The sequence below is a fragment of the Pseudomonas sp. NPDC008258 genome (assembly GCF_042956345.1).
Classification (GTDB): domain Bacteria; phylum Pseudomonadota; class Gammaproteobacteria; order Pseudomonadales; family Pseudomonadaceae; genus Aquipseudomonas.
This window is the reverse complement of sequence record NZ_JBIBGE010000002.1, coordinates 224,091-243,344: the sequence shown is the minus strand read 5'-3', so window position 1 is coordinate 243,344 and position 19,254 is coordinate 224,091. Positions and strand designations below refer to the sequence as shown.

22 protein-coding genes are annotated in these 19,254 nt (G+C 62.3%); 10 read left to right on the top strand and 12 right to left on the bottom strand.

Annotation, left to right across the window (positions count from 1 at the left end; genetic code table 11):
• The first annotated feature begins 12 nt into the window (after positions 1-12).
• On the top strand, positions 13-1,392 hold the full coding sequence (locus ACFY9W_RS02590; protein WP_391125326.1) for a sodium:solute symporter: 1,380 nt from the start codon (positions 13-15) through the stop codon (positions 1,390-1,392).
• 201 nt (positions 1,393-1,593) lie between these two features.
• Here the strand turns inward: ACFY9W_RS02590 and ACFY9W_RS02585 are convergent, their stop codons facing one another.
• Together ACFY9W_RS02585 and ACFY9W_RS02580 are read right to left on the bottom strand one after the other, a co-directional pair.
• Entirely contained in the window at positions 1,594-1,722 is a 129-nt protein-coding gene (locus tag ACFY9W_RS02585; RefSeq protein WP_009683677.1) for a PA1414 family protein, read from the bottom strand.
• Positions 1,723-1,846: 124 nt separating this feature from the next.
• Complete coding sequence (locus ACFY9W_RS02580) at positions 1,847-2,740, bottom strand: LysR substrate-binding domain-containing protein (protein ID WP_391125323.1); 894 nt, start codon at positions 2,738-2,740, stop codon at positions 1,847-1,849.
• A gap of 106 nt (positions 2,741-2,846) precedes the next feature.
• On the opposite strand from ACFY9W_RS02580, the gene ACFY9W_RS02575 reads away from it, so the two are divergent.
• Positions 2,847-4,013: a YbfB/YjiJ family MFS transporter gene (locus ACFY9W_RS02575; RefSeq protein ID WP_391125320.1), complete on the top strand. Its 1,167-nt coding sequence runs from the start codon at positions 2,847-2,849 to the stop codon at positions 4,011-4,013.
• 127 nt (positions 4,014-4,140) lie between these two features.
• On the opposite strand, the gene ACFY9W_RS02570 is transcribed toward ACFY9W_RS02575, so the two are convergent.
• Both ACFY9W_RS02570 and ACFY9W_RS02565 read right to left on the bottom strand, forming a co-directional pair.
• On the bottom strand, positions 4,141-5,067 hold the full coding sequence (locus ACFY9W_RS02570; protein ID WP_391125317.1) for an EamA family transporter: 927 nt from the start codon (positions 5,065-5,067) through the stop codon (positions 4,141-4,143).
• A gap of 106 nt (positions 5,068-5,173) precedes the next feature.
• A complete protein-coding gene (locus ACFY9W_RS02565) occupies positions 5,174-5,569 on the bottom strand; it encodes a transcriptional regulator (RefSeq protein WP_391125315.1) in 396 nt (131 codons plus the stop codon).
• 178 nt (positions 5,570-5,747) lie between these two features.
• Between ACFY9W_RS02565 and ACFY9W_RS02560 the strand changes: the two genes are divergently transcribed.
• Together ACFY9W_RS02560 and ACFY9W_RS02555 are read left to right on the top strand one after the other, a co-directional pair.
• Positions 5,748-6,050 carry a type II toxin-antitoxin system RelE/ParE family toxin gene (locus ACFY9W_RS02560; protein WP_391125312.1) on the top strand — a complete coding sequence of 101 codons (303 nt, stop codon included), beginning with the start codon at positions 5,748-5,750 and terminating at the stop codon, positions 6,048-6,050.
• On the top strand, positions 6,043-6,336 hold the full coding sequence (locus tag ACFY9W_RS02555; RefSeq protein ID WP_391125309.1) for an addiction module antidote protein: 294 nt from the start codon (positions 6,043-6,045) through the stop codon (positions 6,334-6,336). Before ACFY9W_RS02560 ends, ACFY9W_RS02555 begins: the two co-directional genes overlap by 8 nt.
• Positions 6,337-6,409: 73 nt before the next feature.
• Here ACFY9W_RS02555 and ACFY9W_RS02550 read toward each other — a convergent pair whose 3' ends face one another.
• Both ACFY9W_RS02550 and ACFY9W_RS02545 read right to left on the bottom strand, forming a co-directional pair.
• The gene (locus ACFY9W_RS02550) at positions 6,410-6,664 is read right to left on the bottom strand and encodes a BrnA antitoxin family protein (protein ID WP_391125306.1); all 255 of its coding nucleotides are present in this window, start codon (positions 6,662-6,664) and stop codon (positions 6,410-6,412) included.
• On the bottom strand, positions 6,642-6,920 hold the full coding sequence (locus tag ACFY9W_RS02545; RefSeq protein WP_391125303.1) for a BrnT family toxin: 279 nt from the start codon (positions 6,918-6,920) through the stop codon (positions 6,642-6,644). Before ACFY9W_RS02545 ends, ACFY9W_RS02550 begins: the two co-directional genes overlap by 23 nt.
• Positions 6,921-7,135: 215 nt before the next feature.
• On the opposite strand from ACFY9W_RS02545, the gene ACFY9W_RS02540 reads away from it, so the two are divergent.
• The gene (locus tag ACFY9W_RS02540; protein WP_012273612.1) at positions 7,136-7,408 is read left to right on the top strand and encodes a hypothetical protein; all 273 of its coding nucleotides are present in this window, start codon (positions 7,136-7,138) and stop codon (positions 7,406-7,408) included.
• Positions 7,409-7,563: 155 nt separating this feature from the next.
• On the opposite strand, the gene ACFY9W_RS02535 is transcribed toward ACFY9W_RS02540, so the two are convergent.
• On the bottom strand, positions 7,564-8,925 hold the full coding sequence (locus ACFY9W_RS02535) for a DEAD/DEAH box helicase (protein WP_105946026.1): 1,362 nt from the start codon (positions 8,923-8,925) through the stop codon (positions 7,564-7,566).
• Between the two features lie 102 nt (positions 8,926-9,027).
• Here ACFY9W_RS02535 and ACFY9W_RS02530 point away from each other — a divergent pair, with 102 nt between their 5' ends.
• On the top strand, positions 9,028-10,329 hold the full coding sequence (locus ACFY9W_RS02530) for a mechanosensitive ion channel domain-containing protein (RefSeq protein WP_391125299.1): 1,302 nt from the start codon (positions 9,028-9,030) through the stop codon (positions 10,327-10,329).
• Between the two features lie 194 nt (positions 10,330-10,523).
• Here ACFY9W_RS02530 and ACFY9W_RS02525 read toward each other — a convergent pair whose 3' ends face one another.
• From ACFY9W_RS02525 to ACFY9W_RS02510, 4 genes are all read right to left on the bottom strand, one after another.
• The gene (locus tag ACFY9W_RS02525) at positions 10,524-11,459 is read right to left on the bottom strand and encodes an AEC family transporter (RefSeq protein ID WP_391125296.1); all 936 of its coding nucleotides are present in this window, start codon (positions 11,457-11,459) and stop codon (positions 10,524-10,526) included.
• A 1-nt stretch (position 11,460) separates the two neighbouring features.
• The gene (locus ACFY9W_RS02520) at positions 11,461-12,336 is read right to left on the bottom strand and encodes a carboxylate/amino acid/amine transporter (RefSeq protein ID WP_391125293.1); all 876 of its coding nucleotides are present in this window, start codon (positions 12,334-12,336) and stop codon (positions 11,461-11,463) included.
• Between the two features lie 283 nt (positions 12,337-12,619).
• Positions 12,620-13,219 (bottom strand): FMN-dependent NADH-azoreductase, encoded by a 600-nt coding sequence (locus ACFY9W_RS02515; protein WP_060497486.1) that lies wholly within the window; start codon positions 13,217-13,219, stop codon positions 12,620-12,622.
• A gap of 109 nt (positions 13,220-13,328) precedes the next feature.
• Entirely contained in the window at positions 13,329-13,643 is a 315-nt protein-coding gene (locus ACFY9W_RS02510; RefSeq protein ID WP_003254609.1) for a hypothetical protein, read from the bottom strand.
• A gap of 48 nt (positions 13,644-13,691) precedes the next feature.
• Between ACFY9W_RS02510 and ACFY9W_RS02505 the strand changes: the two genes are divergently transcribed.
• The 4 genes from ACFY9W_RS02505 (at position 13,692) to ACFY9W_RS02490 (ending at position 17,889) form a co-directional block, all read left to right on the top strand.
• Entirely contained in the window at positions 13,692-14,615 is a 924-nt protein-coding gene (locus ACFY9W_RS02505) for a LysR substrate-binding domain-containing protein (protein ID WP_391125288.1), read from the top strand.
• A gap of 13 nt (positions 14,616-14,628) precedes the next feature.
• A complete protein-coding gene (locus tag ACFY9W_RS02500; protein ID WP_391125285.1) occupies positions 14,629-15,441 on the top strand; it encodes an alpha/beta fold hydrolase in 813 nt (270 codons plus the stop codon).
• Positions 15,435-15,992, top strand: a complete 558-nt coding sequence (locus tag ACFY9W_RS02495; RefSeq protein ID WP_391125282.1) for a peptidylprolyl isomerase — start codon at positions 15,435-15,437, stop codon at positions 15,990-15,992. Before ACFY9W_RS02500 ends, ACFY9W_RS02495 begins: the two co-directional genes overlap by 7 nt.
• Before the next feature lie 64 nt (positions 15,993-16,056).
• Positions 16,057-17,889 (top strand): ATP-binding cassette domain-containing protein, encoded by a 1,833-nt coding sequence (locus ACFY9W_RS02490; RefSeq protein ID WP_391125279.1) that lies wholly within the window; start codon positions 16,057-16,059, stop codon positions 17,887-17,889.
• A gap of 125 nt (positions 17,890-18,014) precedes the next feature.
• Here ACFY9W_RS02490 and ACFY9W_RS02485 read toward each other — a convergent pair whose 3' ends face one another.
• Positions 18,015-19,142, bottom strand: coding sequence for a GNAT family N-acetyltransferase (locus ACFY9W_RS02485; RefSeq protein ID WP_391125276.1), 1,128 nt, complete (start codon positions 19,140-19,142; stop codon positions 18,015-18,017).
• Positions 19,143-19,254 lie beyond the last annotated feature (112 nt).

Genomic DNA, 19,254 nt, shown 5'->3' with positions numbered 1-19,254 from the left:
GGGAGACCCCCAATGGCCTTGGACATCATTGTTGTAATGATCTATACCGCCGGCATGCTAGGGCTTGGCTGGTATGGCATGCGGCGCGCGAAAACCCATGAAGACTACCTGGTAGCCGGGCGCAACCTCGGCCCGGTCCTGTACATGGGCACCATGGCCACCACCGTGCTGGGTGGCGCTTCTACCGTTGGCACCGTGCGCCTGGGCTACGTCCACGGCATCTCCGGCTTCTGGCTGTGCGCAGCCCTGGGCCTGGGCATCATTGCCATCAACCTGTTCCTGGCCAAGCCGTTGCTGCGCCTGCGCATCTTCACCGTGACCCAGGTGCTCGAGCAGCGCTACAACCCTACCGCGCGCCAGGCCAGTGCCGTGATCATGCTGGCTTATGCACTGATGATCGGCGTTACCTCGACCCTCGCCATGGCCACCGTGCTGCAGGTGCTGCTCGACTTGCCGTTCTGGGCCTCGCTGCTGCTCGGCGGCGGTGTGGTAGTGCTGTACTCGACCATTGGCGGCATGTGGTCGCTGACCCTGACCGACATCGTCCAGTTCGTGATCAAGACCGTCGGCCTGATGTTCATCCTGCTGCCAGTGTGCCTGTACAAGGCCGGTGGCTGGGACACCCTGGTGGCCAAGTTGCCGGCGGCCAGCTTCCAGCTGACCACCATTGGCTGGGACACCATCATCACCTACTTCCTGATCTACTTCTTCGGCATTCTGATCGGCCAGGACATCTGGCAGCGTGTGTTCACTGCACGTGACGAGAAGGTCTGCCAGCGTGCCGGTACCGTTGCCGGTGTGTACTGCGTGTTGTACGGCCTGGCTTGCGCGGCCATCGGCATGGCTGCCCATGTGCTGATGCCCGACCTGGCCAACCCTAACAACGCCTTTGCCGAGATGATCAAGAGCACCCTGCCCGATGGCATCCGTGGCCTGCTGATGGCAGCCGCCCTGGCGGCGATGATGTCCACCGCCAGTGCCGGCCTGCTGGCTGCCTCGACCACCGTGACCGAAGACCTGCTGCCCAAGCTGCGCGGCGGCAAACAGTCGAGCCTGGGCCTCAGCCGGCTGTTCACCCTGCTCACCGGCCTGGTGGTACTGGGTATCGCGCTGATGGTGAACGACGTGATCAACGCCCTGACCCTGGCCTACAACCTGCTGGTCGGCGGCATGCTGATCCCGCTGATCGGTGCGATCTTCTGGAAGCGTGCGACCACCGCCGGCGCCATCGCCAGCATGTCGCTGGGCTTTGCCACCGCCCTGCTGTTCATGTTCAAGGATGGGCTGGAGGCCAATACGCCGATCTACTACAGCCTGGCTGTTGGCCTGGTGAGCTTTGTGGTGGTTAGCCTGATGTCGCGTAAACCCGTCGGTGCTGTGAACCTGGCCTGACAGGTATCTGCTGCCTGCACTGGCCCTTTCGCGGGCAAGCCCGCTCCCACAGGATTCCCACAGCCTTCAAGGCCTGTGATCACCCTGTGGGAGCGGGCTTGCCCGCGAAGAGGCCGGTACAAGCAACGCACAACCAGCAGACACAAAAAGGCCGCTGCACCCACCCAGGTGCAGCGGCCTTTGTCTTGCTCTTCAGTAGGATCAGCGACGACGGGGTTGGCGCTTGCGCTGCTCTTCATCAGTCGGGATCGGCACCGGCTGCAAGGGTGGTGGAATCAGCCCCAAGGCGACCGCCAGGTCGTGGAGCCAGTTGGACAGTGGTTTATTCATAATACCCCCTTGACGGGTCAGCCTCACGGCAAATCAATCCTGCGATGTTTCATACAGATCATAGCCCGATGTCCTGTATTACGCATGCCTCTGCTCTTACAGATAAGGGCCATTTTGACCCGGATCAAGCCGTGGCGGCGCATTCCGACGACTGGTCAATCGTTTCGCTTTGTTGCAAATCGATCCACGCCTGCAAATTTGCCCCGCGCATGCCCTGGCGCCACATCAGCCAGGTGACCGCCTGATCGAACGGCGCCTGCAGTGGGTGCACCCTTACCCGGTCACGCCCGGGCAGGCTGTCGAGCATCGAGCGGGCCATCATCGCCACCCCTGCCCCCGCGATCACGCAGGCCAGCATGCTCTGGTACGACTCGATCTCCATCACCCGCCCCATCGGTGTATGGGCATGGGCATACCAGGCCTCCAGGCGCATACGGTACGAGCAACCCTGGCGAAAGGTGAACACGGCCTTGCCCACCACGTCCTTGGCGCTGTGCACCGCAGGGTGTTCGGGGCTGGTGATCAGCACCAGCTGCTCATCACACAACGGCACCCCATCCAGCCCGGCCAGGTTCAGCGGGCCATCTACCAGCGCGGCATCCAGGCTGTGGTTGAGCAGGCCTTCGAGCAACTCGCCGCTGGGCGCGGCGCGCACTTGCAGGTTTACCGCCGGGTAAGCCTGGTGATAACGCGCCAGCAGCGCCGGCAGGTGGGTCGCAGCGGTGCTGTACATGGTACCCAGCACAAAATCACCGGCAGGCTGGCCGCCACGCACGGCGGCCAGCGCCTCGTCGCGCAGGACCGCCATGCGGTTGGCGTAGTCCAGCAGCACCTTGCCTGCCGGCGACAGCTGCAAGCGCTGGCGTTCACGCAGGAACAGCTCGACGCCCAACTGCTCTTCGAGCTGGCGCAGGCGTGTGGACAAGTTCGACGGCACCCGATGCAGGCGCTCGGCGGCACGGGTGATGGACCCTTCCTCGGCTACCGCCTGAAAGATACGCAGCTGGCTGAACTCCACGGCATTCTCCAAAACAGAACAACTTGATCATCATTATTCAATTTTATTGAAAAAGAAACCGCCCTACCCTGCCAGTCATCGCTTACATCCGTGCAGGAGACTCATCATGTCGCCACTCATTCAACTGCTGGCCAGCGCCGTGGCGCTGATGATGGCCATGGGCATCGGCCGCTTCGCCCTCACCCCGCAATTACCGCAACTGATTGCCGAAGGCCAGCTGGACCTTACGGTCGCCGGGTTGGTCGCAGCTGCCAACTACCTGGGCTATTTCGTTGGTGCGGTGGATGCCATGTTTGCCCGATCGCCCGGCCAGGTGCGCCTGCGCCTGCATGGCGGGCTGTGGCTGTGCGTGCTGCTGACCTTGGCTTCATGGGGCGCCGACGGGTTCTGGAGCCATGTGCTACTGCGCTTTGGCACCGGCGTGGCCAGTGCCTGGGTGCTGGTGATGATCACCAGCCTCAGCCAGCAGGTGGCCAACGCCCACAACCGCCAGCGCCTGGGTGCGCTGGTGTTCGCCGGGCCCGGCCTGGGTATTGCCGTAACCGGGCTGCTGGCACTGGTGGCGCATGTGCTGGGGCTGGGCTCGGCGGCGCTGTGGCTGATTTATGCCGTGGCCGCGCTGGTGATGCTGCTGGCCGTGCGGCCATGGCTGCCAAGGGCACTCCAGCCTGCGCCAACGCCAGCGGACCAAGGCCCGACCCGCAGCGTTGGTATTGGCCGCCTGGGGCTGGTGTATGCGCTGTATGGCGTGGGTTACATCCTGCCGGCCACCTTCCTGTCGCAAATGGCCAACCAGCAGTTTCGTGGCCAGTGGCTGGCCGACCTGTTCTGGCCGGCGTTTGGCCTGGCGGCAGCGCTGGGTGTGCTGCTGGTGAGCCTGCGCCGCGGCGGCCGCACCTCGCTCTGGCTCACCGCTACCCTTTGGCTGCAAGGGCTTGGCGTGCTGGCCTGCCTGATGGGCGGGGGTATCGGGCTGACATTGGGTGTGGTGCTATGTGGTGGGCCTTTCCTGGCCTGCATGCAACTGGTGATGCAGCGCTCGCGGGAGCTGGCACCCCATGCAACGCAGCGCAATGCCGGGCTGCTGACTGCGTGCTTTGCTTTGGGGCAATTGAGCGGGCCGTTGCTGGCTGCGGTCAGCAGCCATTACAGCGGTGGGCTGCAACCGGCGCTGATGCTGGCTGCGGGTGGGTTGGTGGTGGCTGGGGGGCTGGTGCTGATTGGCAGTGGGGCACAGCAGGTTGGTACCTGCCAGGCCAGGGTTACATCCTGAATTTTGGTTGCCTGTGCCGGCCTCTTCGCGGGCTTGCCCGCTCCCACAGGGACTGCATAACCCTCAAGTTCTGCGCAATACCTGTGGGAGCGGGCAAGCCCGCGAAGAGGCCGGTGCAAGCTACCCCTTACCCGACCAACCGCCGCAACTGCCGCTTCACCCAAGGCTCGGCACTCACCAGGATCACCCCCAGCAACACCATCAGCGCGCCAATTACAAAGTTGAAGCTCAGCGGCTCATCCAGCAGCAGTACACCGAAGGTCACCCCAAACAGCGGGGTGATGAACGAAAACACCGCCAGGTTCGACGCCAGGTATTTACGCAGCAACCAGAACCACGTCAGGTAACTGACGAACGACACCACAATCCCCTGGAACAGCACACTGCCCATGGCCAGCGGCGTCAACGACACCGCGCCGATCTGTCCGCTGAGCAGGGCAATCAGCAACAACCCGGCAAAACCCACCGCCAGTTGATAGAACAAGGTCAAGGTCGCCGGCGCTTCAGAAAGCCGCGAGCAGCGCACCACAACCGTAGTCGCGCCCCAGGCCAGCCCGGCGATTACGCCAAAGGCATCGCCCAGCAACATGCGGCCATCCATCTCCTCGAACGACATGCCGCCGGCAAATGCCATGGCAATGCCACCGAATGCCAACAGAATCCCCAGCCACTGCAACAACCGCAGGCGCTCACTGGGCAGCCGGAAATGCAGGCCCAGCGCCGTGAACACCGGTGCGGTATAGAGGAACACAGACATGTGCGCCGCCGATGTCAGCTTCAAACCCTCGGCAATGAACAGGAACTCCACGCCGAACAGACCGCCAGCGAGCAACCCGGCACGCCAGGTATTGCCGAGCTGTTCCCAGCCTCCGCGCCAACACAGCATCAGCGCCACCAGCACGGCAGCGATGCCGTTGCGCAGCGCTGCCTGCATTACTGGCGCGATATCGACGGCGGCGGTTTTGATCAGCACCTGCTGGCAACCCCAGATCAGGCACAGCCCCAGCATCACCTGAAAGGCGAAGGCGTCAGGGTTCTTGCGGACCGCACTCATAGGCGGGCCTCTGGGGTGATCGAAGGCATGGGCATAGGCTCGGCAGTATTCAGAAGCTACCGATTATCGGGTTTGCGTACCCGATCTTGCCAGCCTCAAAACGACCTCAAGCGATCTGCGCCTTCGAAGACACGCGCTCGAAGGTGGCTTCATCCAGCGCATCCTCCTGCTCATCGAGCACCTGGCGCGGGTGCTCGAAGCCCGGGATGCTGCTGTCGATCAGGCTCATCAGCCGCGAGCCGCGCTCGGTCAGCACGAAGTTCTCGCCGTTGCCGCCGTCCTCTTCAGGCCGGCTTTCGATAAAGCCGCGGTCGAACAACAACTTTTCATATTCGCAGGCACGGGTTTTCAGGTGGTCCAGGTCACCCACCGGCTCGCCTTTGGCGGCCAGCGCGGCAGCGTGCTGCTCGGCATAAGGGCGTGGCGTAAAGCTGTGACCGCCGCCGTTCTGCACCTCGTGCAGCAAGCGTTCGATCAGGTCCCAGTCGTAGGCGATGCTCATGGCTACGGGCTCCTGCTGTGGACGAAAGGGGTACACAGGTTGGGACTCGCCAGTGAGGTGCGGTGTTCCGAAAGATCTTGGTGGGTAAGATGTGCGTGACCCTGAAGACGCTGCTACGGCAATAGGCAGAAACCATTTGCGGGACCGCCACGTGTAGTTTATAAACTACATTCACTCGATGAAGAAAATCGAATCCAGCAGTTTCAGACATTGGGTGACCGGCCTCCGGGACATCAGCGCCAGAGCCCGAATCATTTCTCGGATCAACCGGTTGATGGAGGGCCTGCCTGGCGACGTATCACCGGTCGGCCACGGCGTCAGTGAGCTCAGGGTTCACTATGGGCCTGGTTACCGGGTGTATTTCCATCAGGCGGGCAGCACGTTCGTGATTCTTTTGTGCGGCGGCGATAAAAGCAGCCAACAACGAGACATCAAGGCTGCCCACCAGATTCTGCGTTCGTGGAGGATGCAAAATGACTGAAACCTTCTCTGAATTCGACCCCGCCGAATACCTCACCACCCCCGAAGCAATAGCGGTGTTCATGACCGATGCCCTTGAGACTGGGGATGCCAGCTATGTCGCCAAAGCTGTCGGCGTGGTAGCGCGAGCAAAAGGCATGAGCGAGCTGGCAAAAGAAACCGGGCTGTCTCGTGAACAGCTTTACCGGTCTTTCAGCGAGCATGGCAACCCAACCCTCAAATCGTTCCTGACCGTCATGAAAGCACTCGGCATAGACATGACAGCGCGTCCCCACATCGCAGGCTGACATACCGGCCTCCCAGTGATGCTGGACCACCCCGAGATCGCTACCATTTACGTGCCGCAGCGCCTGGAAAAGCTCAGCGCGGCTTCTGCTGAGCTTGCATGTACTGGCGCAGCAACTGGTTTATGCGGGTCTGGTAACCGCTGCCCTGCTCTTTGAACCAGGCTAGGACATCTGAGTCCAGGCGAATGGTCACTGCCTGCTTGGCAGGAACACGCAGCTCGGCCTGACGGAAAAACTCCTCGTCGAGCTCCGGGATATCTGTTGTATCGATATGCTTGTCGTCCTGCCGGGCCAGCCGGTTCCAGTCAGTTTTGGATGATTTGGTCATAGTGTCTGGCCTCCCATTTGGTGGCTTTTCTCGCGGAAATAATGCGTATCACTTCACCCCGCCTCTCTGTGTACACGACGACGCCTATCAGCGCCTTCAGCCATCCGATGCTGACCCAACGCTCTTCAGCACACGCCACATGCTCATCGCGCCGGATCAGCATGGGGTGGTTGAACATATCAGGCACGTCGGCAAAATCGATGCCGTGCTTGCGGATATTGATCTGGTTTTTCGCTTCGTCCCATTCAAAGAACATGGGACGCCCTGTATTTACAGCTGTACATACAATACCCCCTCTTTTCCTCCGAGCCTAGAGTGATGTAGCGCGCTGTTCAACGGCGCAAAGGGGATATTGAGGCACTTCAGAAACGGACTACTTCCATCATGGAAATGATCCACCGGTCGCAAGCCCTGAACTTCCCCACACCCGCAGCCCTCCACCGCGCATAGCCACCGCTGGAGGTAAAAAGGATGAAACCGCTGCTACCCATTGCCTGCGCCACCGCCCTGCTCTGCGCTCTGCCCGCGTGGGCCTGCACACCAGAGGAAGCGACGCAGAAACGTGAAGAGCTGGCCGGGTTGGTTACCCAGTTGACCGAGCAGAACCCGCAGAAGGCCAAGGAGATCAATGACGAGCTTCAGGGTATGGATCTGGAGACGGCGAGCAAGGACTTGCCCGACAAGTGTCAGCTGATTGACCAGCGGATCAAGGAATTGAAAACGGCGGAGAAGAAGGCTGATTAATTGTCGCCTGTGCCGGCCTCTTCGCGGGTAAATCGGATCGCCGCACCGCCGCTCCCACAGGTACTCCACAGCCTTCGAAAGCTGTGCAATACCTGTGGGAGCGGCGGTGCGGCGATCCGATTTACCCGCGAAGAAGCAAGCCTCGCTACTGAATATTACTCAGCAGCAGGCTTGCGCTTTTTCAGCGGTGCCAGGCCGTCAGCGCTGGCCAGCGGTGCGTTTGGCCTCGGCTTGGCGGTTGGCTTGCGCTTGGCGGCAGCTTTCTTGTCGCCGCCCTTCTTGTCGACCTTCTTCTTCTTGGCCCCAACAGCCTTGCCCGACGCCTTGACCTTCTTCGGCCCGCTGTAGGTACCCTTCACTTCCTTGATCACCCGGCGCTCGAACTGCTGCTTCAAGTAGCGCTCGATGCTCGACATCAGGTTCCAGTCGTTGTGGGTGATCAGCGAGATCGCCAGGCCTTCGCCACCGGCGCGGCCGGTGCGGCCCACGCGGTGCACGTATTCGTCACCGCTGCGAGGCATGTCGAAGTTGATCACCAGGTCCAGGCCGTCGATGTCCAGGCCACGGGCCGCCACGTCGGTGGCCACCAGCACCTTGGAGCTGCCCTGCTTGAAGCGCTCGATGGCCAGCTTGCGGTCCTTCTGGTCCTTTTCGCCGTGCAGCACGAAGGCTTTGACGTCCTTGGCCACCAGGTGGCCGTAGATGCGGTCGGCCAAGGCGCGGGTATTGGTGAAGATGATCGCCTTGTCGAAGGTTTCGTTGGCCAGCAGCCACTGCACGATCGCCTCTTTGTGCTGGTCGTGGTCGGCGGTAATGATTTGCTGGCGGGTGCCCTCGGCCAGTTGCGAGACGCTGTTGAGCATCAGGTGCTCAGGGTCTTTGAGTACTTTGCCAATGATGTCGCGCAGGGCCGCGCCACCGGTGGTGGCGGAGAACAGCAGGGTTTGCTCGCGGTTCTCGCATTCCTTGCACAGGCGCTCCATGTCTTCGGCGAAGCCCATGTCGAGCATGCGGTCGGCTTCGTCGAGGATCATCACTTGCACGTGGGACAGGTCGAGGTTGCCGGCATTGAGATGCTCGAGCAGGCGGCCCGGGGTGCCGATCAGCACGTCCGGCACCTTGCGCAGCATCGCGGCCTGTTCCTTGAAGTCTTCACCGCCGGTGACCAGGCCCGCCTTGATGTAGGTGAACTGCGAGAACAGCTGCACTTGCTTTAGGGTCTGCTGGGCCAGCTCGCGGGTCGGCAGCAGGATCAGCGAGCGGATCTCTACCCGCCCACCTTTCAGGTCGACCAGGCGGTTGAGCAGCGGCAGTACAAAGGCTGCCGTTTTGCCGCTACCGGTCTGCGCGGTCACGCGCAGGTCGCGCCCTTGCAGGGCCAGGGGGATGGCCGCAGCCTGCACCGGGGTTGGCTCGACAAATTTAAGCTCGGCCACGGCTTTAAGCAGGCGTTCATGCAGGGCGAATTGGGAGAACACGGAGGTAACCTCAGGCAAGTGCGGGAAATTCAGTTGCATAGGGTAACGTTTTCTGCCGGCTTAGCCGAATTTCTTTTGGCAACTTTGCCGCCATCCGCGCTCTAATGGCACTTCGTTTCGCAAAAGACTGTACGCAAGCCCATGGATATCCAACGAATCTGGCGTGACTCCCTCGACCTGTGGGGCACCCTCGACCAACATCCCATGCTGCACGCCGCCATCGGCCTGGCGGTACTGCTGCTGATTTCCCTGGTCATCGGCCGCCTGGCACGCTTCCTGGTACTGCACAGCGCCCGCCTGCTGTCTCGCCAACCGGCGCTGAAGTGGCTGGACGACCTGCGCCACAACAAGGTCCTGCACCGCCTGGCGCAGACCACACCGTCACTGGTGCTGCAATTTGGCCTGAAGCTGGTGCCGGAGTTGTCCGACACCGCCCAGCACTTCCTGGGCAATGTCGCCCTGGCCTTCACCCTGCTGTTCATGACCATGGCACTGTCGTGCCTGCTGGATGCCCTGCTCGACATCTACGCCCGCACCGAGCACGCCCGCACCCGCTCCATCAAGGGTTACGTGCAACTGGCCAAGATGATGCTGTGGATCTTTGCCTCCATCGTCATCGTCGCCACCCTGATCGACCGCTCGCCGCTGTTGCTGTTGTCGGGCCTGGGTGCCATGTCGGCGGTGCTGCTGTTGGTGTACAAGGACACCCTGCTGTCATTCGTCGCCAGTGTGCAGCTGACCAGCAACGACATGCTGCATGTGGGCGACTGGATCGAAATGCCGCAGGTAGGTGCCGATGGCGATGTAGTGGACATCACCCTGCACACCGTGAAGGTGCAGAACTTCGACAAGACCATCGTCTCCATCCCCACCTGGCGCCTGATGAGCGAGTCGTTCCGCAACTACCGCGGCATGCAGCAGTCCGGTGGCCGACGGATCAAGCGCAGCCTGTTCATTGACGCTGCCGGTGTGCGTTTCCTTACCCGCGAAGAAGAGCAGCGCCTGACCCAGGTGAGCCTGCTGGGCGACTACCTGGCCGGCAAGCGTCAGGAGTTGCAAAGCTGGAACGAAGCCCTGGGCCCGGTGGCCGAGCTGTCGGCCAACCGCCGCAAGCTGACCAACATCGGTACGTTCCGCGCGTTTGCCCTGGCCTACCTGAAAAACCACCCCAACGTGCACCCGAACATGACCTGCATGGTGCGGCAGATGCAGACCACGGCCGAGGGTGTGCCGCTGGAGATCTACTGCTTTACCACCACCACGGTGTGGGCAGACTATGAGCGGATTCAGGGGGATATTTTCGACTACCTGCTGGCGGTATTGCCGGAGTTTGGCTTGAGCCTGTATCAGCAGCCGAGTGGCAATGACATGCGCGTGGGGTTGAGCGGACGTGTGGCGCAGGAGCCTTTGCCGCGTCGGTTGGAAGAGATGAGCGAGGCTTGAGATTGCCGGGGCTGCTTTGCAGCCCATCGCCGGCAAGCCAGCTCCCACAGGGATCGCATCAGGGCTCACAGGTGCTCGCCACGGCAACCCTGATGCCCTTGCCAGAAACCATAGAATCTCCCACAGGTGCAGCGCCGACCTCAGGCCTTGTGATATCCCTGTGGGAGCTGGCTTGCCGGCGATAGGGCCTTCCGCTATCCCGCATACCCCAGCAAGTACAACAACCCGGTCAAGGTCACCAGCGAAGCCACGGTCGACAACAAGATCGTCCGCGATATCAGCCCCGCCTCACGGTTGTAGTACTCCGCCAGCATGAACGGCCCGGTCCCGGTCGGCAGTGCCGCCAACAGCACCGCCGACGCCGCCCACATGGTCGGCAAGCTGAATACCTTGAACGCCAGCACCCAGGTCAGCGCTGGCTGCCCTACCAACTTCAAGGCCACCAACGGCCACGGGCTGGCCTGCGACCCTGTACGTTTTTCAGCCAGAAATGCACCCAGCGATATCAGCGCACACGGCGTGGTCGCCAGCGCCAGCATGTCGAGAAAGTGCATCACCGGTTCCGCCAGGCCCAACCCGGAAACCGCCCAGGCAGCGCCTGCCAGTGGCGAAATCACCAACGGGTTTTTCGCCAGCGCCTTGCCCACCACCACGATGGCACGGCCGACATGACGTTCTTCCTGCAACCCGATCTCAATCAGCGTCAGTGAAATGGCGAACACAAGGCACACCACGATCAGCGACGAGATCAGCGCCGGCTGCAAGCCCGCCTGACCAAACAGCAACAGGCACAACGGGATGCCGATGTAGCCAGTGTTGGCATACCCCGCACTGAGCCCGTCGATGCTCGATGCCACCAGGCCATGACCGCTGTAGAGCCGCCACGCCAGCGTGACCACGAACATCGCCAGGGCGCCTGCACCAAAAGCCACGATGAACCCTGGGTGCCAGATCTCGCTCCAGGTGGCGGTGGCAGTTACCTTGAACAGCAACGCCGGCAGGCACAGCCAGACCACCATCTTGTTGATCTCGGCGGCGGCCTTGTCACCCAGCTTGTTGGTCTTGCGGCAAAGGAAGCCGACCAGGATCAGGGCAAAGATCGGCGCGACGATGACGAAGATGGTGTGCATGTCAGGCCTTGCCGACCAGCGGTGCCTGGGGCCGCGCACCCAGGCGGCTCAACCATACCGACGCCAGGATGATCCCGCCGCCGATGAACAGCCGCCCCAAAGGCTCGTGCTGGTTCCAGATCAACAGGTTCAGCAGCAGCCCCACCGGCACATGCAGGTTGTTCATCACCGCCAGCGTACCGCCCGAAACCAGGCATGCGCCCTTGTTCCACCAGTACAGGCCCAACGCCGTCGGGCACAAGCCAAGGAACAGCAACACCAGCCATTGCACATGTGTGCTTGGCAGGTGCTGGGCGTTGCCGAACAGCAGGAAGGCCGGCAGCACCACCAGCAAGGCGCCCAGGTAGAAGTAGCCAAAGCGTGCGTAGTGCGGCAGGTCGCTGGGGTTGCATGCAACCAGGTGGCGGTACAGCACCTGGCCGGCGGCGTAGGTGAAGTTGGCCAGTTGCAGCAGCAGGAAACCGATGAAGAACTCACCGCTGATGCTGTCGAAGCGGATCACCGCCGCACCGGCCACGGCAACCAAAGCCGCCAGCAGCGCCCAGGGGTTGAAGCGCCGGTTCATGGCGTCTTCGATCAGCGTTACATGCAATGGCGTGAGAATGGTGAACAGCAGCACTTCCGGCACGGTGAGCACGCGAAAGCTCAGGTACAGGCAGACGTAGGTGATGCCGTACTGCAGCGCGCCGATCAGCAGCATCGAGCGCATGAAGCGCGGCTCGACCTGGCGCCAGCGGGTCAGCGGCAGGAACACCAGGCCGGCCAGCACTACCCGCGCGAGCACGGCGAAGTAGCTGTCGACGTGCCCGGCCAGGTACTCGCCGATGAGGCTGAAGGAAAACGCCTGGATCAGCGCGACGATTATCAGGTAGCCCATGGTTGCCTCTCGTGAATCAAGGCCGCGACCTTAGCGGGTTGCGGGCTTTGTGTTCAACCATGAGGAATGTGGGGGCTGTGCCGGCCTCTTCGCGGGCTTGCCCGCTCCCACAGGTATATCACCGCACCTGAGTCCTGTGATGTACCTGTGGGAGCGGGCAAGCCCGCGAAAAGGCCGGCACAGCCATCCACAAAACACCAGGCATAAAAAAGCCCGGCCATTGGCCGGGCAGGTACACCCAAAGGAGCAAAAACAGGTGTCAGGGTTGGGAATTCTTCAAGCCTCAGGCCACCGCCGCCAGCTTGGCCTTGGCCTGGTTGACGCCCTTCTCGTGGAACTCGCCACTCATGTTCAGGCCTTCGGCGTGGATGAAGTCGACATCGTGAATGCCGATGAAGGCCATCACCTGGCGCAGGTAAGGTTCCTGGTGGTCGCTGCTGGCGCCGGCATGGATGCCACCACGGGCTGTCAGCACGATGGCGCGCTTGCCGGTCAGCAGGCCTTGCGGGCCGGTCGGGGTGTACTTGAAGGTGATGCCGGCACGCAGTACATGGTCCAGCCAGGCCTTCAGGGTGCTGGGGATGGTGAAGTTGTACATCGGCGCGGCCATCACCAGCACGTCCGCTGCCAGCAATTCATCAGTCAGTTCGTTGGAACGGGCCAGGGCCTCCAGTTCGGCGGCACTGCGCTGCTCTTCGGGCTTCATCCAGCCACCCAGCAGGTTGGCGTCCAGGTGCGGCACCGGGCTCACCGCCAGGTCGCGCACGGTAATCTGATCGGCCGGGTGGGCAGCCTGCCATTGCTGGATGAAATCACGGGTCAGCTGACGGGAAACGGAATCCTGCTGGCGAGCGCTGCTTTCGATGATCAGTACGCGGGACATGGGGTGCCTCCATCGGCAAAAAGGGTTGCGATTCGATGGAGGTGAGATTAAAGGTTGACCTATCGATAAAAAAGCGTAAAAAGTGGGTTCAATCTATCGATTTATCGGTTTATTCCGCCGTGCAATTCAAGGCGATCCGCAGTTTGATGATCTGCCGGTTGAATTTGGCGGTGACATCGACGCTTTTACCCGCCGGTACGTTCACCCGGCGTACCCTGGGTGCCTCCGGGCCATTGCGGAACGTCACCTTGCAGGCGGCCGGTACCTGCCCATAGTTGTTGAGGGTAATGGCGCCAATGTCGTAGGCCGTGTCATAGGCGGTGTAGTCCAGCTTTACCCCGGTCAGTTCCTTCTCCACGTCGATGGGGTAGGCCATGGCCCCGAGGGGCAGGCACATCAGTATTGCCGCACAACATTTCTTCATGGGCCGCTCTCCTTGAAAGAGCGCAGCTTAGGACAACAGGAGCGAAAGATGAAAGCGCCGCGCGTAACCCTTGACCAGTGGCGAACCCTGCAGGCAGTGGTCGATCACGGCGGGTTTGCCCAGGCCGCCGAGGCCCTGCACCGCTCGCAGTCCTCGGTCAGCTACACCGTGGCCCGCATGCAGGAACAACTGGGTGTGCCACTGCTGCGCATCGATGGCCGCAAGGCCGTGCTCACCGAGGCTGGCAACGTACTGCTGCGCCGCTCGCGCCACCTGGTCAAGCAGGCCAGCCAGCTCGAAGACCTCGCCCACCACATGGAGCAAGGCTGGGAGGCCGAAGTGCGCCTGGTGGTGGATGCCGCCTACCCCAGCGCCCGGCTGGTGCGCGCCCTGGCCGCGTTCATGCCGCAAAGCCGCGGCTGCCGGGTGCGCCTGCGTGAAGAAGTGTTGTCTGGCGTGGAAGAAGTGATGCACGAAGGCATCGCCGACCTGGCCATCAGCAGCTACAGCATTGGCGGCTATCTTGGCGCCGAACTGAGCGCGGTGGAGTTCGTCGCCGTCGCCCACCCCGAGCACAGCCTGCACCGGCTGGGCCGCGAGCTCACCTTCCAGGACCTGGAAAGCCAGTTGCAGGTGGTAATCCGCGACTCCGGCCGCGCCCAGCCGCGTGACGTTGGCTGGCTGGGGGCCGAACAGCGCTGGACGGTCGGCAGCCTGGGTACCGCCGCCACCTTCGTCAGCAGCGGCCTGGGCTTTGCCTGGCTGCCCCGGCACATGATCGAGCGCGAGCTGCGTGAAGGCGTGCTCAAGCCGCTGCAGCTGGATCAGGGTGGCAGCCGCCACCCACTGTTCTACCTTTATTCGAGCAAAGAGAAGACCCTGGGCCCGGCCACGCAGATTCTCATCGACCTGCTGCGCAACTTCGACACCGCGCCACTGGACGTGCCCTTCGCAGCCCCCCCGCAAGCCTGAGAGGACCGCGCCCATGGCCTATTTCGAACACGAAGGATGCGCACTGCATTACGAGGAATATGGCCAGGGCGAACCCCTGGTGTTGCTGCACGGCCTTGGCTCCAGCTGCCAGGACTGGGAGTTGCAGGTGCCGGTGTTGAGCCGCCACTACCGGGTGATCCTGATGGACATCCGCGGCCATGGTCGCTCCGACAAACCCCGCGACGGCTACCAGATAGCCACCTTCAGTGCCGACCTGCTGGCCCTGCTCGAACACCTGCACACCGGCCCCGTGCACTTCGTCGGCCTGTCCATGGGCGGCATGGTGGGTTTCCAGTTCGCAGTCGACCACCCGCAGTGGCTGCGCAGCCTGTGCATCGTCAACAGCGCCCCCGAGGTCAAGCGCCGTAGCCGCAGCGACTGGGTCTGGTGGCTGAAACGCTGGGGGCTGGCGCGGTTGCTCAGTGTCGAAACCGTCGGCAAGGGCCTGGCCGAGCGCCTGTTCCCCAAGCCCCACCAGGCCGAGCTGCGGCAGAAGATGGCCCAACGCTGGGCCCGCAACGACAAACGCGCCTACCTCAAGAGCTTCGACGCCATCGTCGACTGGGGCGTGCAGGAACGCATCGGGCAGATTCACTGTCCTACCTTGGTCATTGCCGCCGACCACGATTACACCCCGATACAACTGAAAGAGCGTTACGTCGCCCTGATGCCCAACGCCAGGCTGGTCGTCGTCGACGATTCCCGGCACGCTACGCCCCTCGATCAACCCGAGGTCTTCAACCAGACCCTGTTGCAGTTCCTCGCAGCCGCTTCCACCTCTCAAGGATCTTTGAGCCCATGCTGAAAAAACTCCTGCTCACCGCCTGCTCGGTTGCCTTCGCCACCAGTGTCATGGCTTCTGACAAGACCCCGCACGTTATGCTGGACACCAGCTTCGGCCAGGTCGAAATCGAACTGAATGCCGAGAAGGCGCCGGTCAGTACCAAGAACTTCCTCAATTACGTGGACAGCGGCTTCTACAACAACACCATCTTCCACCGCGTGATCCCGGGGTTCATGGTCCAGGGCGGTGGTTTCACTGACCAGATGGTGCAGAAAAACACCAATGATCCGATCAAGAACGAAGCCAGCAACGGCCTGCTGAACACCCGCGGCACCCTGTCGATGGCGCGCACCTCGGACCCGAACTCGGCCACCAGCCAGTTCTTCATCAACGTGGCCGACAACGACTTCCTCAACCCGGGGCGTGACCGTGGCTATGCCGTATTCGGCAAGGTGACCAAGGGCATGGAAGTGGTCGACCAGATCGTCAACTCGCCGACCACCACCAAGAAAGGCATGCGTGATGTACCGGCCGACCCGGTCTACATCAAGTCGGCCAAACGCATCGACTGACCACGGGGCTTCACAGGGACGTGAAACCGCCTGAGGGTCGGATGGAACAGGAGTGTCGTTACCCATGCTGTACCGCCGTTTCGAACAACTGATCGATATTTTTCGCGAAGCACCCAGTGAGTCGCCTCCGACCACCGTGTGGCCGTTCTACCTGTATTACCTGCGCCAGGTATGGCCCAGCTTTCTTGCCCTGCTGGTGGTCGGGCTGTTCGCCTCGCTGATCGAGGTGGCCATGTTCAGCTACCTCAGCCGCATCATCGACCTGGCCCAAGGCACGCCCAATGCCAACTTCTTCAGCGAGCACAGTGGCGAGCTGGTCTGGATGCTGGTGGTGATACTGCTGCTGCGGCCGGTTTTCTTCGGCCTGCACGACCTGCTGGTGCACCAGACCATCAACCCCGGCATGACCAGCCTGATCCGCTGGCAAAACCACACTTACGTGCTCAAGCAGAGCCTGAACTTCTTCCAGAGCGACTTTGCCGGGCGCATCGCCCAGCGCATCATGCAGACTGGCAACTCGCTGCGCGACTCCGCCGTGCAGGCGGTGGACGCGCTATGGCACGTGCTGATCTACGCCATCACCTCGCTGGTGCTGTTCGCCGAGGCCGACTGGCGCCTGATGCTGCCGCTGCTGCTGTGGATCGTCGGCTACATCGCCGCGCTCTTCTACTTCGTACCCAGGGTGAAGGAACGTTCGGTGATTTCTTCCGACGCCCGTTCCAAGCTGATGGGGCGCATTGTCGATGGCTACACCAACATCGCCACCCTGAAGCTGTTCGCCCACACCGACTACGAGCAGCAATACGCCCGCGAAGCGATCCGCGAACAAACCGAGAAAACCCAGCTGGCGGCGCGCGTGGTCACCAGCATGGACGTGGTCATCACCACCCTCAACGGCCTGCTGGTGGTCACCACCACGGGCCTGGCGCTATGGCTGTGGAGCCAGTCGCTGATCACCGTTGGCGCCATCGCACTGGCCACCGGCCTGGTGATCCGTATCGTCAACATGTCGGGCTGGATCATGTGGGTGGTCAATGGCATCTTCGAGAACATCGGCATGGTCCAGGACGGCCTGCAGACCATCGCCCAGCCGGTCACCGTCACCGACCAGCCCAACGCGCCGGCGCTCAAGGTCAGCCGCGGCGAGGTGCGCTTCGACGATGTCGATTTCCACTACGGCAAGGCCGCCAACGTGATCGAAGGGCTCAACCTGAACATCCGCCCTGGCGAAAAAATCGGTTTGATCGGCCCGTCCGGGGCGGGCAAGTCGACCTTGGTCAACCTGCTGCTGCGCCTGTACGACGTGCAGGGCGGGCGTATCCTCATCGACGGCCAGGACATTGCCCAAGTGAGCCAGGCCAGCCTGCGTGCGCAGATCGGCATGATCACCCAGGACACCTCGCTGCTGCACCGCTCGATCCGCGACAACCTGCTGTATGGCCAGCCCGGCGCCAGCGAAGCGGAGCTGCTTGAAGCCGTGCGCCGCGCGCGGGCTGACGAGTTCATCCCCCAGCTTTCGGACGCCCAGGGCCGCACCGGTTTCGATGCCCATGTCGGTGAGCGTGGGGTCAAGCTGTCGGGCGGCCAGCGCCAGCGCATCGCCATTGCCCGCGTGCTGCTGAAGAATGCGCCGATCCTGATCATGGACGAAGCCACCTCGGCGCTGGACTCGGAGGTGGAGGCAGCCATTCAGGAGAGCCTGGAGACGCTGATGCAGGGCAAGACGGTGATCGCCATTGCCCACCGGTTGTCCACCATTGCGCGGATGGACCGGCTGGTGGTGCTGGACAAGGGGCGGATTGTCGAGAGCGGCAGCCACAGTGAGCTGCTGGAGCAGCAAGGGCTGTATGCCAGGTTGTGGCATCACCAGACCGGGGGGTTTGTCGGGGTCGACTGAGTCCTGGACTGGCCCTATCGCCGGCAAGCCAGCTCCCACAAGTCCTCCACAGACTTCAAGGCCAGTGGTAATCCTGTGGGAGCTGGCTTGCCGGCGATAGGGCCAGTACAAGCAATACAAAATCCTCAGTCCCGACGATAAGGCAACATCCCCCGCGCCTCCTCGGCATACCCCCTCACCCCTGCCCGCTCCTGCACCAGGAAGTCCTCCACCGCCCGCCGCAGCCCTGGGTGCAGCAGGTAATGCCACGACCGCGTCAACACCGGCTCGAACCCGCGTATCAGCTTGTGCTCCCCCTGCGCCCCGGCATCGAAACGCTGATACCCCTCGGCAATGGCAAACTCCATGCCCTGGTAGAAACACGTCTCGAAATGCAGCCGGTCGAATTCATCCAGGCAGCCCCAGTAACGGCCAAACAGGCTGTCGCCCCCCACCAGGCTCAAGGCCATCGCCACATCACGCCCGCCCTGGCGGGCCATCACCACGCGCACAGCCTCGGGCATGCGCTCGGCCAGCAAGCTGAAAAACTCGCGTGTAAGGTACGGCGCCCGGCGGCGCACCGCATAGGTGTTGGCGTAACAGAGGAAGACGAAATCCCACTGGGCTTCATCCAGTTCATCGCCCCGGTACCAGCGAAAATCAATGCCCTGCCCCGCCACCTGCTCACGCTCCTTGCGCATCTGCTTGCGCTTGCGCGAACTCAGGCTGTCGAGGAAGTCCTGGAAGTCGCGGTAGCCGCGATTCTGCCAATGGAACTGGCAACCCAGGCGCTCCATCCAGCCCGGCTGGGCTGCCAGTTGCGCGTCCAGCGCCGAGTCGGTGAAGTTGATGTGCGCGCCAGAAAGCCCACCCTTGGCCAGATACTCGGGCAGGGCCTGCAACATCATCAAACCGTCAGCCGGGTCGGCCGCAAAAAGCCGCGGGCCGCTGACAGGGCTGAACGGCACTGCCCCCAACAGCTTGGGATAGTAGGCAATGCCGGCCCGCTCACAGGCATCGGCCCAGCCATGGTCGAACACATACTCGCCATATGAGTGCCACTTGCGGTACGCCGGCATCAGCGCCCGCACCTGCCCGTCACGCTCCAGCACCAGGTGCTCGGCAGCCCAGCCCGTGCTGCGCTGCACGCTGCCGCTGTCCTCCATCGCACTGAGAAAGGCATGGCGCAGGAACGGCTGGCCTACGGGTACCAAGGCATCCCAGGTGGCCGCCGGAAGATCACGCAATTGGGCAAGGCTGTACAGGCTGGTCACGGTTTCGGCTCGCTGTGTGAAGGCCTTCAGTATCCCCAAGGACGGCCCGGCACTCAAATGACGAACGCCAGGCTGATCCTTTTATTCTCAATTACTTAACAACAGTGCCACT

Excerpts from the sequence above, each read along its gene's own strand:
- ACFY9W_RS02590 (WP_391125326.1), top strand. The coding sequence starts at position 13 with ATGGCCTTGGACATCATTGTTGTAATGATCTATACCGCCGGCATGCTA.
- ACFY9W_RS02585 (WP_009683677.1), bottom strand. The coding sequence starts at position 1,722 with ATGAATAAACCACTGTCCAACTGGCTCCACGACCTGGCGGTCGCCTTG.
- ACFY9W_RS02575 (WP_391125320.1), top strand. The coding sequence starts at position 2,847 with ATGTCGCCACTCATTCAACTGCTGGCCAGCGCCGTGGCGCTGATGATG.
- ACFY9W_RS02570 (WP_391125317.1), bottom strand. The coding sequence starts at position 5,067 with ATGAGTGCGGTCCGCAAGAACCCTGACGCCTTCGCCTTTCAGGTGATG.
- ACFY9W_RS02565 (WP_391125315.1), bottom strand. The coding sequence starts at position 5,569 with ATGAGCATCGCCTACGACTGGGACCTGATCGAACGCTTGCTGCACGAG.
- ACFY9W_RS02560 (WP_391125312.1), top strand. The coding sequence starts at position 5,748 with ATGAAGAAAATCGAATCCAGCAGTTTCAGACATTGGGTGACCGGCCTC.
- ACFY9W_RS02555 (WP_391125309.1), top strand. The coding sequence starts at position 6,043 with ATGACTGAAACCTTCTCTGAATTCGACCCCGCCGAATACCTCACCACC.
- ACFY9W_RS02550 (WP_391125306.1), bottom strand. The coding sequence starts at position 6,664 with ATGACCAAATCATCCAAAACTGACTGGAACCGGCTGGCCCGGCAGGAC.
- ACFY9W_RS02545 (WP_391125303.1), bottom strand. The coding sequence starts at position 6,920 with ATGTTCTTTGAATGGGACGAAGCGAAAAACCAGATCAATATCCGCAAG.
- ACFY9W_RS02540 (WP_012273612.1), top strand. The coding sequence starts at position 7,136 with ATGAAACCGCTGCTACCCATTGCCTGCGCCACCGCCCTGCTCTGCGCT.
- ACFY9W_RS02535 (WP_105946026.1), bottom strand. The coding sequence starts at position 8,925 with ATGCAACTGAATTTCCCGCACTTGCCTGAGGTTACCTCCGTGTTCTCC.
- ACFY9W_RS02530 (WP_391125299.1), top strand. The coding sequence starts at position 9,028 with ATGGATATCCAACGAATCTGGCGTGACTCCCTCGACCTGTGGGGCACC.
- ACFY9W_RS02525 (WP_391125296.1), bottom strand. The coding sequence starts at position 11,459 with ATGCACACCATCTTCGTCATCGTCGCGCCGATCTTTGCCCTGATCCTG.
- ACFY9W_RS02520 (WP_391125293.1), bottom strand. The coding sequence starts at position 12,336 with ATGGGCTACCTGATAATCGTCGCGCTGATCCAGGCGTTTTCCTTCAGC.
- ACFY9W_RS02515 (WP_060497486.1), bottom strand. The coding sequence starts at position 13,219 with ATGTCCCGCGTACTGATCATCGAAAGCAGCGCTCGCCAGCAGGATTCC.
- ACFY9W_RS02510 (WP_003254609.1), bottom strand. The coding sequence starts at position 13,643 with ATGAAGAAATGTTGTGCGGCAATACTGATGTGCCTGCCCCTCGGGGCC.
- ACFY9W_RS02505 (WP_391125288.1), top strand. The coding sequence starts at position 13,692 with ATGAAAGCGCCGCGCGTAACCCTTGACCAGTGGCGAACCCTGCAGGCA.
- ACFY9W_RS02500 (WP_391125285.1), top strand. The coding sequence starts at position 14,629 with ATGGCCTATTTCGAACACGAAGGATGCGCACTGCATTACGAGGAATAT.
- ACFY9W_RS02495 (WP_391125282.1), top strand. The coding sequence starts at position 15,435 with ATGCTGAAAAAACTCCTGCTCACCGCCTGCTCGGTTGCCTTCGCCACC.
- ACFY9W_RS02490 (WP_391125279.1), top strand. The coding sequence starts at position 16,057 with ATGCTGTACCGCCGTTTCGAACAACTGATCGATATTTTTCGCGAAGCA.